Below are 12703 nucleotides of genomic sequence, written 5' to 3'. Positions count from 1 at the left end.
TTAGCGCCTCAAGGGATGCGTATAATACATCCTTTATTTTTCGAGTCAACACTTAGTTTTAAACTTTCTTTTTGGAATATTTAAAACCGAAGTTTTATTTAACTCTCTGAGTAGTTCGTGTCTCGCTAGGCGTTGACTTTTCCCGTCTCAGTGGGGTCGCATTATAGGGAGATCCGAAAACAGATCAAGCATTTTTTACTGAAAAACTAAAAAAAAACGACGTTCGCTCAGTAACTGAGCTAAAGCGCCTAAAACTGATAGTTTTATAAACAATTACTGCTTTTGTGGCACTTAAATAAGCTCTGCTGTTACACTCATAATTTAATATAACTGTTAGTTAAAGGTGCAGATATGACAATCCGTTCTTATAAAGGTGTTATCCCTTCATTTAATGCGTCTGTTTATATAGATGAATCATCGGTATTGGTTGGCGATATTACTTTGGGTGATGATAGCAGCGTGTGGCCGTTAGTTGCTGCCCGTGGTGATGTAAACTATATACGCATTGGTGAGCGTACTAATATACAAGATGGTAGCGTGCTGCATTTATCGCGAGCAACCAAAAGTAACCCCGAAGGTTATCCGCTTATAATTGGTGATGATGTAACGGTTGGGCACAAAGTTATGTTACATGGTTGTCAGTTAGGTAATCGTATATTGGTGGGAATGGGCGCAATTATTATGGACAATGCCATTGTTGAAGATAATGTGATTATTGGCGGGGGTTCATTGGTGCCACCAAATAAGCGTTTGGAGTCTGGTTACTTATATGTAGGCAGTCCAGTTAAGCAAGCTCGAGCGCTTACCGAGCAAGAGCTTACATTTTTAAAAGTATCTGCGGATAACTATGTACTGCTTAAAAATGAGTACTTAAGTGACGACGTTATATAAGCACTTAGCTAATTAAGCTGACTTCTATTTGGCCTGCCGAGTTGTAACTTTCATCTTCGATAAGTTGCTCGGCGCGCTCTTCGTAATCAAAACGATTTTTTTCAAAATAACTTGTTGCATGACTTTCATCGGTCAAACCTAAACTACTTACCGCAATAACACATTCCACCAGCATGCCATTTACTTGTGCAAAAAAGACTAATTGGTGCGCTGGCTCTCTAAATTCTAACCTATCTATAAATTGTATTGCTTGGTTCATGTAAGTGCTCCCTGTTTTAGTGCATTAACGACAGGTAGTATTGCAGGCATTTTATTACGCCATACATAATATGCCTGGGCAGCCTGACCAACTAGCATGCCGCTGCCATCCAACAATTTAGTCTTACTATTATACTGCGCTACCCAATTCATAAAAATGGTATTTTGCAGTGAATAAAACATGTCATAGGCTACTTCACAGTTAGTAATATGTTTTTGATCAAGTGCTGGAAGCTCGTCATTCATACTGCTAGAGGTAGAGTTTATGATAAGCGCATAATCGTTTTCTGGTAGATTGTTAAAACCATAACCCGATACATTCCCATGTTGAGCAAACAACTTTGCTAAATTTTGTGCTTTTTCGGCGGTACGATTAACAATAACAACTTCCTGTGGCTGATGATCCAGCAAGGGTAAAACAACCCCCCTTGCAGCCCCGCCTGCGCCTATTATTAAAATACGTTTACCGGTAATACTGACATTATTAGCCAGCAGATCGCTTACAAAGCCGATGCCGTCGGTGTTATCGCCTAGTAACGTGCCGTCTGCTTGCTTTTTTAAGGTATTTACTGCACCGACAATTTTAGCTAAAGGTGTGAGCTCATCTGCCATTGCAAAAGCCTGTTCTTTAAAGGGCATAGTTACATTAGCTCCCTTACCGCCTTGAGCAAAAAAATTCGATACTGTTTTTTCAAAGTTATCGATAGGTGCTAAGATTGCGCGATAGTCGATTTGCTCACCTAAAGAGATAGCAAATTGTTTATGTATCGCGGGGGATTTTGAATGTTTTATTGGATTTCCAAAAACCGCATATTTGTCCATTTTAAAGCAACCTCTTTGCAGTAGTAATACTGCCTATTAACGATGATAAATAATATGATTAAACGACTTTTTTCAAAATCTAAGCCCACCACAATAGAGCAAACACCCACACCTGAAAAAACACCTTATGAAATACTAGGTGGAGAAGCAGGCGCACTTGCTATTGCAAATAGATTCTACGATATTATGGCTACAGATGAATACGCTAAACCATTATATGATATGCATCCTCTGCCATTAGATAGAATTCGCCAAGTGTTTTTTGAATTTTTATCTGGCTGGTTAGGCGGCCCAGACCTATTTGTAGCAAAACATGGCCATCCTATGCTGCGTAAACGCCATATGCCTTTTACCATTGATCAAGACTTGCGCGACCAATGGATGTACTGCATGAATAAAACATTAGACCTTGAAGTAGATAATCCATTACTACGAGAAGGCCTTAAGCAATCGTTTGGACAGCTAGCGAGCCATATGATTAACCAGCATTAACGCATAACGCTAAATACAAAAAAGGCGCTATGTAGCGCCTTTTATATTTACACGAGAAGCCTTAAAGCTGACACTCTCTAGCAATTAAATCATTTGGTTGTGTACTCAACCATTGCTGAGGGCGTAAGTAATACTGGTATAACTTAGCCTCAGCACTCTCTGCGTCTGGAGTGTAGTTATACTCCCAACGCGCTAACGGTGGCATAGACATTAATATAGATTCGGTGCGACCACCCGTTTGCAAACCAAACAGAGTGCCTCTATCCCAGACTAAATTAAACTCTACGTAGCGGCCACGACGATAAAGCTGGAAGTCGCGTTGCTGCGCTGTGTATTCATCTTTTTTACGACGCTCTATAATAGGTAAGTAAGCCTCTAAAAAGCCATTACCTACTGCTTGCGTAAAGGCAAAGCTTTGCTCAAAACCCAGTTCATTTAGGTCGTCAAAAAATAACCCACCTACACCGCGTGTTTCATCGCGATGCTTTAAATAAAAATATTCATCGCACCAGGTTTTGTACTTTGGATACAACTCATCGCCAAATGGTGCACATAAGTCATGTGCTACTTGATGCCAATGTACTACATCATCAAGTACAGGATAAAAAGGGGTTAAGTCAAAACCACCACCAAACCACCATATTGGTTGTTCGCCTTCTTTTTCGGCAATAAAAAAACGCACATTGGCATGACTGGTTGGTATATGTGGATTTTTTGGATGAATAACCAATGACACACCGCAAGCATGAAAGCTTCGCCCTGCAAGTTCGGGTCTGTGTGCGGTTGCAGATGCGGGCATAGAGGCACCAAATACATGCGAGTAGTTAACACCGCCTTGCTCAATAATATTACCATTAGTGATAACGCGTGTACGTCCGCCGCCGCCTTCGCTACGCTGCCAGTTATCTTCTATAAACTTAGCTTTACCATCGGCTGCTTCAAGGCCTTGGCTAATAGTGTCTTGCAAAGCCATAAAGTAGGCTTTTACTTGCTCTAATAATTCACTTTGCATATTAACCTCTAAATACTTTGCCATTCATGGCATCTTTAATTGTACTTGGTTGCGTATTACCACCGAGTGGCTCATCAACATAATAACCTACCTGCTCAGTAAACTGGCTTTTAGCCTCGGCAATGCTTAATACTGTATTTTGACCGCTTAAATTAGCGCTAGTTGATACCAGTGGCTTACCAAACTCTTGGCATAAGCGCTTTACGGTTGGATGGTTAGTCACCCTAACTGCAATAGTGTCATACTGCCCAGTTAACCACTTTGGGGTGTTTTTAGCTGCGGGCATAACCCAAGTAATCGCATTTGGCCAACTTGAAAAAATGTCGGCACGTTTATCCATTGGGATTTTGGCATCATCTACATATTTTAATAACTGCCCGTAGTTATCGGCAATTAAAATAAGGCCTTTTTCGACCGGGCGCTGTTTAATAGCCAGTAGTCGCTCAACTGCTTGTTGATTATCTGGATCGCAACCTAAGCCATATACAGCTTCTGTAGGGTATAAAATCACTTCGCCTTGCGCTAAACATGTTATAGCAGCAGCTATAGTAGATTGATCTGACAAAATCGTCTCCAGGAGTTTTAAACGTTATTCAGTGGCTGCAAGTTTATGCATACAACTTTTTTGTGGGCATTGTAACACAGTGCTATTAGCCATTTTTCTCTCAATCAGCAGTGGCCAGTTACATTCTGGGCACGATTGCTCAACCGGTTTATTATTCAGCGTATATTTACAGCTTGGGTAGCAATCGCATGAATAAAATATTTTACCAAATTTATTACTACGTGAAACTAAACGGCCTTTCTTACATTTAGGGCAACTAGGTAATGGCTCTTCATTTTGCTTTGCCTCGTTTTCATTGGCAATGTAATGACACTCTGGATACCCTGTACAACCAATAAACATACCGTAGCGGCCATTTTTTACCACCAGCTGCTTACTACATTGTGGACATGCGGAATCTTCTAGCACTTTTATTTCACTGCTATCGTGATGCGCCAACGGGCGAATAAAATCGCACTTGGGGTAGCTGGCACAACCTAAAAATGGGCCTGATTTACTATTGCGGATCACTAACTCTGAACCACATTGTGGGCATATCTCATATTCTTTTTCTAGGGCGTGCTTATTCGCCGAGAAAAGCGAATGGTCGATTTTACTCATGGTGATCCTAAAGGTTGGTGAATTTTCGCCTAATATACCCAAAACACTTAAAGATACAATAGCTATACCCATTACATTAAATTAGCGGCCAATTATAGCGTAAAAAGTACGGTGCAATAATAAGGCAAAGATTATGGCATATACTTGCTATATAAATTACTTTTTCGAAAGTACTTAAGCAATTTAATTTACTCGTATGCTCATATTTTGTATTAATAGGTATTAATAGGTATTAATAGGTATTAATAGGTATCTTGAATTTAGGTATTAGTGAAGTAAGTCGCCGGGCTGGTCAAATATAAAATCTTCCATTTTCTCACAAGCCACTTCTGCTCCGGGTACATTAAATAGCACCATTAACACCACCCACTTTAAATCGTCTAACCCTATAAAAGATTTATCTAGCGCTGCTAAGCGGTCCATTACCATTTCACGGGTAATACCATTAGTAACGCCAATGCGTTCAACAAACATTAAAAAATTACGGCACTGCACATCCAGCATTTTGCATTCGTGGTCGGTAAATATTCTCATTGTTTGTGGCGAGTCAGTGATTAAATATGGTGATGTGTCACTATGCTGTAATTCGGCTAGCTGCTCTAGCCAATCTAGTGCTTTAAATATTTCGGCTTGATTAAAACCAGCTCGTAATAATTCATCGGTCAATTCGTTAGGTTCAATGAAGAGCCCAGCGTCGCTGTGAATATAGTTTTCAAAAAGATACATAAGCACTTCAAACATATCACCACCTCGCATTTAGCTTAAGTATTTAACCTGATGTAACCATCTAAAACTCGCTCTATTTGATCATCTAGCTCCAAGTCCAGCAATCTGGCTTGCACTTTATCAATTGGCCACTGAGCACGGCGAACAATGTCATCAACACTGGTTACCTCAAAGCCAATACTATTTAACACCTCACACTGGGAGTCTTTATTGGTTTGGGTTGACTGCTCTGGAGTTAAAAAACCACTTTGATAAGCAAAGCTCACCTCATCAAGAATATCACTTACATTCTCCACGAGCTTAGCACCTTGCTTAATTAAAAAATGACTCGCTTGGGCAAGTGGGTTTTTAATCGATCCGGGAACAGCAAATACTTCTTTATTTTGCTCCAGCGCATAGCGTACAGTAATAAGCGAACCGCTTTTAATTTCAGCTTCAACAATAAGTACCCCCAGCGACAACCCCGATATAATACGATTACGACGCGGAAAATTATGTGCATTCGCGGCAGTGCCAGGTAAAAACTCACTTACAAGCAAGCCCTGCTCTAATACTTGATTTGTAAGTAGCTTATGCCGCTTAGGGTAGTAAATATCAACACCGGTACCCAGCACGGCAATGGTTTTTCCGCTGCCAGCTAAGGCCCCTTTATGCGCAGCTCCGTCTATACCGCGGGCCATGCCTGAAGTAATAGTGATTCCAGCTAAGGTAAGTTGATATGCAAACTCAGCAGCTATTTCCAGCCCGGTGGGAGTGGCGTTACGGCTCCCAACTATGGCTATTTGTGGGCTAGTTAATAACGACACATCGCCTTTGCAAAAAAGCAATAAAGGCGCACTGGCTATTTGTTTTAAATCTTCGGGGTAAGCGGCATCAAAAATACTAATAACCGTTATATTATTGTGTAGGATTAACTGTTCATAATGCGTAATTTGCTGCCAATTAGTGTGCAACAAATTAGTAGCTTGATTAGCACTTAGTCCTAATTGCAGTAATTGCTGATGAGATAAGCCAAACAATGACTCAAGGGAATGGTTTTTAGATAGTGCTAAAAGGGTTTTAATACCCAACCCTTTACATATATAAAAGGCAAGCCAGTGGGCTAGCTTGCCAGATGACTGATCCATGCTCTCTCCTAGAGCACCGACTCGCTACTTAATGAATAACTGCAATATCTCCAACGCGAATTGGGTGCTGATTTTTAGTTATTAGCGCATAACTTACGTTGTCATACACCTTAAATACAATTAACTCACCTACTTTTTCTTTCGGCATTTTCCAAACCGTACTTCCATCATCGGGTTCAGCACCAAAAAACTCGTTAGCATTTGAAATTAACTTCTCAAAGCGACTTGAGTCCTCGGTGTAGCGAGGACCACGAGGACCATCTATAACGCTTGGTGATTGGCGTTCAATATCAAGTACATGACCCACTTCTACTTGCTGCTCTGACCCTAAGTTTAGCACCACTACATCCATAGTGCTAAATTCTCTAGAATCGCTTGGCGAAGCAATAACATAACCCAATACAGCCTGGGTAGGACGATGCATATTAAAATACGCTGGTAGCATTTGCCCTTCCATTGCTGGAAGTAAAAAGTCGCCTTGTTTTATTTCGCGCTTCACCGACTCAACTCTGACCGATGCAGGCTCGCCATTAGCGGCATCGCCTTTTCTAAAGGCGCGAGCCATACCAACATAAGCAGCACGATTAGCAAGTACCCTTCCAGTTTCTGGGTCTAAATATGGCTTACCTTTATGATAAATTGCATAAGCTTGGTGTAACTTTAAATCGCCTTTAACGTATAAAATATGCCCTAACGTTTGTGTTTTCGTGTTCTCGTTTGCCCCTAAAATATAAGGTTTAGCTTTTATATCGTCGCTATTTATAGCTTGCTCATAAGTTATATAAGGTCTGATCATTTCTAGTGGCAAGGTGGTAATTGCATTTTTGCCTTTAGGGGTAATTCGCCCCTGAGGAGACAGCTTTCGGTACGCTTTATTTATCACTAAACGTGGATTTCCCTGCGCATCGTAGATTAATGCTAAGGCATCGCCGGGATAAATAAGGTGAGGGTTATTAATTTGCGGGTTCAATTGCCACAACTCAGGCCATAGCCAAGGTTCGTTTAAATAAACCCCAGAAATATCCCAAAGTGTATCGCCTTTTTTCACAACATACTGTTTAGGTGCATCTTTTTTTATTTTTAGCACATCAGCATAAGTAGAAAATGCAGCACCTAATGCAACGATAATTGCAATTAATGGAGATTTCATTGGGCTTCCTTGTATTGTTTTTTCATTATTATTGACCAAAACCTGTTAAAGGGGAACGCGAATGGCTAAAATAAGAGCATACAATACCCTAAATTAAGCATAAGTGTAAAAGGTAACTATGGCTACGTTAGAAGTTTTAAGATTCCCAGATGAACGTTTACGTACAATAGCACAAGAAGTTGCACATGTTGACGACCAAGTCCGTGTGATTATAAAAGACATGCTAGAAACTATGTATGATGAAAATGGCATTGGTCTTGCTGCCACACAAGTTAATATTCATCAACGCATTGTAGTGATTGACGTATCAGAAGAGCGCAACGAACCACTGGTATTAATTAATCCACAAATCATTAAAAAAGACGGTACAACCGTAAGCGAAGAAGGCTGCCTTTCTGTGCCTAACTCTTACGCAAAAGTTGATCGCGCAGAAACGGTTACTGTTGCCGCGCTTAACGAGCAAGGCGAAGAATTTGTACTAGATGCAGATGAACTACTAGCTATTTGTATTCAACACGAACTAGATCACCTTCAAGGTAAGCTTTTCATTGATTACTTATCGCCATTAAAGCGCCAACGTATTCGTAAAAAGCTTGAAAAAGAAGCCAAATTTGCAGAATAGTAATAAGCACCTTAGGAAAACTCAGTGACTCAACCATTACGCATTATATTTGCCGGTACGCCGGACTTTGCCGCACGTCATTTACAAGCGCTGATACAAAGCGAACACCAAATAGTAGGTGTGTATAGCCAGCCAGACCGCCCGGCAGGTCGTGGTAAAAAATTAAAAGCCAGTGAAGTCAAAGAGCTCGCACTTGAGCACAACTTACCGGTTTTTCAGCCACAATCACTAAAAACAGAAGACGCCTTAAATGAGCTTACTAGCCTTAATGCCGACATCATGATTGTAGTGGCTTATGGCTTAATTTTACCTAAAGCCATTTTAGATGCGCCGCGATTAGGCTGTTTAAATGTGCATGGTTCTATTTTACCACGCTGGCGTGGTGCTGCCCCGATTCAACGTGCTATTTGGGCAGGTGATGAACAAACCGGCGTCACCATAATGCAAATGGATGAAGGGCTAGATACTGGCGACATGTTACATATAAGCCGCTGCCCTATTAGTGCCACCGAAACCAGTGCCAGTTTATATACTAAATTAGCTGATCTTGGCCCTGGTGCACTTATTGACACTATTAACAACTTAGCGAATGGTAAAATAACCCCTGAGCCACAAAATGATGCCGCGGCTAATTACGCTAAAAAGCTCTCAAAAGACGAAGCCAATATTGACTGGTCTATGAGCGCGGCGCAAATTGAGCGTAACATTCGCGCGTTTAATCCGTGGCCGGTATGCTTCACCCAAATGGGAGGGCAGCCAGTAAAAATTTATCAAGCACATGTTGTAGAGCAATCAAGCAACCAGCCTGATAATAACGGGCGCGTTTTGTCGAGCGACAAACATGGCGTTATTGTAGGTTGTGGCGAACATGCTTTATGTATTACGCAATTACAACCGCAAGGTAAAAAACCAATGGCAATTAACGACTTTTTAAATGGTCGTAGTGACTGGGTTACTCCTGGCACAATATTAGGCGAAAATAATGAGTAATGTTCCAAACGTACGAGCGCTTGCCGCTGAAACTTTATATAACGTAGTTGATAAAGGCGCTTCGCTTAATCAAGAACTACCATTTGCCAGCCAAGGCTTGCCACCTAAAGATAAAGCCCTGCTACAGCAAATTTGCTATGGCGTTTTACGCTATTTACCAAGCCTTGAAAACTACTGCCAACATTTAGTTGAGGAGCCGTTAAAAGGTAAGCGTAGAATATTTCAGTTTTTATTGTATGTGGGCATTTACCAACTACAACACATGCGTGTTCCGCCACATGCGGCAATTTCAGAAACTGTAAATGCACTACAACAATTGCGTGCTTTGGGTTTAAAAGGACTTATTAACGCTATTCTACGTAGTTTTCAGCGCCAACAACTTGAGCTTGAAGAAAAAGCCAAACTTATTCCGGTGTGTTTATACAATCATCCAAACTGGTTTATCAAACAAGTTAAAGAAGCTTATCCTGATAGTTGGGAAGATCTGCTTGCAGAAAACCAACAGCAAGCGCCTATGTGGCTGCGTGTAAATCAAGCGCAATACAGCACGCAAGAATACAGCGATATGCTAACAGCTAACGATATTGAGCATACACTTAACCCTGATTTTATAGATGGGATAAAGTTAGCTAAACCACGAGATGTATTTTCATTACCTGAGTTTGATACCGGTGCTTGTTCTGTACAAGATGCTGCTGCACAGTTAGCTGCGCGCTTTTTAGAGCCTAAAGATGACGACACTATTTTAGATGCCTGCGCCGCGCCGGGTGGCAAAACCTGTCATATTTTAGAGTTGGCCGATGCTGAGGTACTTGCCCTTGATAGCGATGCAACTCGCCTAGAGCGTGTTAAGCAAAACTTAACTCGTATAGGCTTAGGTGCCGACCTACAATGTGGTGATGCATCACAACCACACACTTGGTGGGATGAAAAACAGTTTGATCGTATTTTACTCGACGTACCTTGCTCGGCTACCGGTGTTATTCGCCGTCACCCCGATATAAAGTGGTTGCGTCGTGCATCAGACATTGCCGATTTAGCAGCATTACAAGGCGATATACTCGATAGTATTTGGCCGCTTCTAAAGCCAGGTGGCACCTTGGTATACGCTACTTGTTCAGTACTCCCTCAAGAAAACCAACAACAAGTTGCTAAGTTTTTAGCTAATAACAATGATGTTGAGCATATTCCTCTACATGATAAAGACACGCCCAACACACCTGGTTTACAGTTACTTCCTGGTGAAAGCGATGGCTTTTATTACGCTAAACTAGTTAAAAGAATATAACCTATACAGCACACAACAATTAGCTATCTATCTTATTTTAGATAGCTAATACTTCATAGCAATAGGTACTTATAACACTGGTAAATAATGAAAATAATCATACTCGGAGCTGGCCAAGTAGGCGGCACACTAGCTGAAAATTTAGTTGGTGAACAAAACGAAATAACGGTCGTTGATATTGACGGCAACCGCTTACGCGAGCTTCAAGATAAGTATGACCTACAAGGCGTTGCTGGTCACGGCGCTCACCCAGATGTACTTCGCAGAGCCGGTGCGGAAGACGCCGATATGATTATCGCGGTAACCAGTTCAGATGAAGTAAACATGGTTGCCTGCCAAGTTGCGTATAGTATTTTTAATACCCCGACTAAAATAGCCCGAATTCGTTCTGAGCAATATTTAAAGTATCGTGAAAAGCTGTTTCATAACGATGACTTGCCGGTCGATCACTATATTGCTCCTGAGGCATTAGTAACTAAGTACATTCGCCGCTTAATAGACTACCCAGGCGCATTGCAAGTGCTGCAGTTTGCCGATGGCATGCTCTCTTTGGTTGCTGTAAAAGCTTACTATGGCGGTTTATTAGTAGGTTATGCGCTATCTACGCTTAAACAGCATATTCCCAATGTGGAAACTCGTGTAGCCGCTATTTATCGCCAAGGAAAAGCGATAAAACCTCTAGGCACAACAATTATTGAAGCCGATGATGAAGTGTTTTTTATAGCAGCCACTAAACACATCCGCGCCGTTATGAACGAACTCCAAAGGTTAGAGCGTTCATATAAAAACATTATGATTGCTGGTGGCGGTAATATAGGCGCAGGCCTAGCGCGCTCACTGGAAAAAAATCACAGTGTAAAATTAATTGAGCGCAGCAAAGAGCGCGCCGAGCAACTCTCTGAAATGCTCGACAACACGATTGTTTTTTGCGGAGATGCGTCAGACCAAGAGCTATTGTCAGAAGAGCATATAGATCAGGTTGATGTGTTTATTGCGGTAACCAACGATGATGAAGTAAATATAATGTCGGCCATGCTAGCAAAACGTATGGGCGCACAAAAAACCATGGTACTTATTCAACGCAGTGCATACGTTGACTTAGTACAAGGCGGCGATATTGATATTGCAATTTCACCACAAGAAGCCACTATTTCGGCATTACTTACTCATGTTCGCCGCGGCGATATTATTAACGTATATTCACTACGCAAAGGTGCAGCTGAAGCTATTGAAGCTGTTGCCCATGGTGATGAAAATACATCTAAAGTAGTTGGCCGAACTGTAAGGGATATAAAACTCCCAGCAGGTACTACTATTGGTGCTGTAGTACGTAACGACGACGTGCTTATTGCCCACGACGATACCATTATTATGTCGGGCGACCATGTCATCATGTTCTTAATTGATAAAAAGCACATTAATATTGTAGAAAAACTATTTCAGGTGAGCGCTATATTTTTATAGCAGTACATTGTTGGTACTTTAAACACAAAAAAGCAGCTTAGTTAAGCTGCTTTTTTAATATAGGGTACTAAAGCTTTATTGTACTTTGGCAAACTCTTCTTTAGAAAGTTCGCCATTACCGTCAGTATCTAGCTGATCAAATATTTTTACTAACTGTGTATTTGCCGCAGCTTCTTGCTGAGAAATAACACCATCGCCGTTGGTATCAAAAGAGGCAAAATCCACTGCTGCATAGGCTGCTGCTGAAGACGCTAAAACTAAAATCGCAAGTGATGTATTTAATACTTTCATAATAATCTCCTAAAAATGAGAGGTCCTTCTCAGAAATCCCTGGCTGTGAAAAATAACCGAAAAAGTAATTAGTAGTTAGCAAACTCTGCTTTAGAAAGCTCACCGTTACCATCTGTATCTAACTCTGCAAATTGTGCGATTAAATCGGAATCTACCGACGCTTCACTTTGGCTAATTGCGCCATTACCATCTACATCAAGGGTATCAAAATCACTTGCTGCAAAAGCGGCTGATGACGATGCTAGAGCGATAAGTGCGAGTGCTTTATTTAACTGTTTCATAATTTAATCCTTTACTATGTTATTCAATGCTTTATCAAAAAATTAGATATACTAAGGTTTATACTTTCCTTGTTATTCTTTTTCATAAGCTCCCTTGCTTACTTAGGTTGTCTTTGGCAACACA

General features: G+C 41.1%; 16 protein-coding genes. 6 read left to right on the top strand and 10 right to left on the bottom strand.

Annotated elements, in window-relative coordinates:
- Positions 1-351: 351 nt before the first annotated feature.
- The gene (locus tag AAEZ22_RS13900) at positions 352-891 is read left to right on the top strand and encodes a gamma carbonic anhydrase family protein (protein ID WP_011326765.1); all 540 of its coding nucleotides are present in this window, start codon (positions 352-354) and stop codon (positions 889-891) included.
- 4 nt (positions 892-895) lie between these two features.
- On the opposite strand, the gene AAEZ22_RS13895 is transcribed toward AAEZ22_RS13900, so the two are convergent.
- Both AAEZ22_RS13895 and aroE read right to left on the bottom strand, forming a co-directional pair.
- Positions 896-1150 carry a DUF1488 family protein gene (locus AAEZ22_RS13895; protein WP_011326764.1) on the bottom strand — a complete coding sequence of 85 codons (255 nt, stop codon included), beginning with the start codon at positions 1148-1150 and terminating at the stop codon, positions 896-898.
- The gene (gene aroE / locus AAEZ22_RS13890) at positions 1147-1971 is read right to left on the bottom strand and encodes a shikimate dehydrogenase (protein WP_011326763.1); all 825 of its coding nucleotides are present in this window, start codon (positions 1969-1971) and stop codon (positions 1147-1149) included. The genes AAEZ22_RS13895 and aroE overlap by 4 nt, the downstream gene beginning before the upstream one ends.
- Positions 1972-2025: 54 nt before the next feature.
- On the opposite strand from aroE, the gene AAEZ22_RS13885 reads away from it, so the two are divergent.
- Entirely contained in the window at positions 2026-2463 is a 438-nt protein-coding gene (locus AAEZ22_RS13885; RefSeq protein WP_179807558.1) for a group II truncated hemoglobin, read from the top strand.
- A gap of 61 nt (positions 2464-2524) precedes the next feature.
- Here AAEZ22_RS13885 and hemF read toward each other — a convergent pair whose 3' ends face one another.
- The 6 genes from hemF to AAEZ22_RS13855 all read right to left on the bottom strand — a co-directional run bounded on the left by hemF (position 2525) and on the right by AAEZ22_RS13855 (position 7643).
- On the bottom strand, positions 2525-3475 hold the full coding sequence (hemF, locus tag AAEZ22_RS13880; protein WP_089368917.1) for an oxygen-dependent coproporphyrinogen oxidase: 951 nt from the start codon (positions 3473-3475) through the stop codon (positions 2525-2527).
- A gap of 1 nt (position 3476) precedes the next feature.
- Positions 3477-4040, bottom strand: coding sequence for an L-threonylcarbamoyladenylate synthase type 1 TsaC (gene tsaC, locus AAEZ22_RS13875; RefSeq protein WP_179807559.1), 564 nt, complete (start codon positions 4038-4040; stop codon positions 3477-3479).
- Positions 4041-4064: 24 nt separating this feature from the next.
- The gene (locus AAEZ22_RS13870) at positions 4065-4640 is read right to left on the bottom strand and encodes a DNA topoisomerase family protein (protein ID WP_011326759.1); all 576 of its coding nucleotides are present in this window, start codon (positions 4638-4640) and stop codon (positions 4065-4067) included.
- Between the two features lie 267 nt (positions 4641-4907).
- Positions 4908-5381, bottom strand: coding sequence for a DUF494 family protein (locus AAEZ22_RS13865; RefSeq protein WP_352297666.1), 474 nt, complete (start codon positions 5379-5381; stop codon positions 4908-4910).
- 20 nt (positions 5382-5401) lie between these two features.
- On the bottom strand, positions 5402-6493 hold the full coding sequence (gene dprA, locus AAEZ22_RS13860; RefSeq protein ID WP_352297663.1) for a DNA-processing protein DprA: 1092 nt from the start codon (positions 6491-6493) through the stop codon (positions 5402-5404).
- A gap of 28 nt (positions 6494-6521) precedes the next feature.
- A complete protein-coding gene (locus tag AAEZ22_RS13855; RefSeq protein WP_011326756.1) occupies positions 6522-7643 on the bottom strand; it encodes a LysM peptidoglycan-binding domain-containing protein in 1122 nt (373 codons plus the stop codon).
- A 118-nt stretch (positions 7644-7761) separates the two neighbouring features.
- On the opposite strand from AAEZ22_RS13855, the gene def reads away from it, so the two are divergent.
- The 4 genes from def (at position 7762) to trkA (ending at position 12007) form a co-directional block, all read left to right on the top strand.
- Positions 7762-8265, top strand: coding sequence for a peptide deformylase (gene def, locus AAEZ22_RS13850; protein ID WP_011326755.1), 504 nt, complete (start codon positions 7762-7764; stop codon positions 8263-8265).
- Positions 8266-8289: 24 nt separating this feature from the next.
- Positions 8290-9255 carry a methionyl-tRNA formyltransferase gene (gene fmt, locus AAEZ22_RS13845; RefSeq protein WP_086996430.1) on the top strand — a complete coding sequence of 322 codons (966 nt, stop codon included), beginning with the start codon at positions 8290-8292 and terminating at the stop codon, positions 9253-9255.
- Positions 9248-10543, top strand: a complete 1296-nt coding sequence (gene rsmB / locus AAEZ22_RS13840; protein WP_352297660.1) for a 16S rRNA (cytosine(967)-C(5))-methyltransferase RsmB — start codon at positions 9248-9250, stop codon at positions 10541-10543. The genes fmt and rsmB overlap by 8 nt, the downstream gene beginning before the upstream one ends.
- A gap of 87 nt (positions 10544-10630) precedes the next feature.
- A complete protein-coding gene (gene trkA, locus AAEZ22_RS13835; protein ID WP_352297657.1) occupies positions 10631-12007 on the top strand; it encodes a Trk system potassium transporter TrkA in 1377 nt (458 codons plus the stop codon).
- A gap of 75 nt (positions 12008-12082) precedes the next feature.
- On the opposite strand, the gene AAEZ22_RS13830 is transcribed toward trkA, so the two are convergent.
- Positions 12083-12298: an EF-hand domain-containing protein gene (locus tag AAEZ22_RS13830; protein ID WP_086996434.1), complete on the bottom strand. Its 216-nt coding sequence runs from the start codon at positions 12296-12298 to the stop codon at positions 12083-12085.
- A gap of 68 nt (positions 12299-12366) precedes the next feature.
- Positions 12367-12579 (bottom strand): EF-hand domain-containing protein, encoded by a 213-nt coding sequence (locus AAEZ22_RS13825; protein WP_011326750.1) that lies wholly within the window; start codon positions 12577-12579, stop codon positions 12367-12369.
- Between the last annotated feature and the right edge of the window lie 124 nt (positions 12580-12703).

This window comes from Pseudoalteromonas sp. 20-MNA-CIBAN-0454 (assembly GCF_040308685.1).
GTDB lineage: Bacteria > Pseudomonadota > Gammaproteobacteria > Enterobacterales > Alteromonadaceae > Pseudoalteromonas > Pseudoalteromonas nigrifaciens.
The sequence above is the reverse complement of the archived record's forward strand: the minus strand, read 5'-3'. Positions and strand labels throughout refer to the sequence as shown.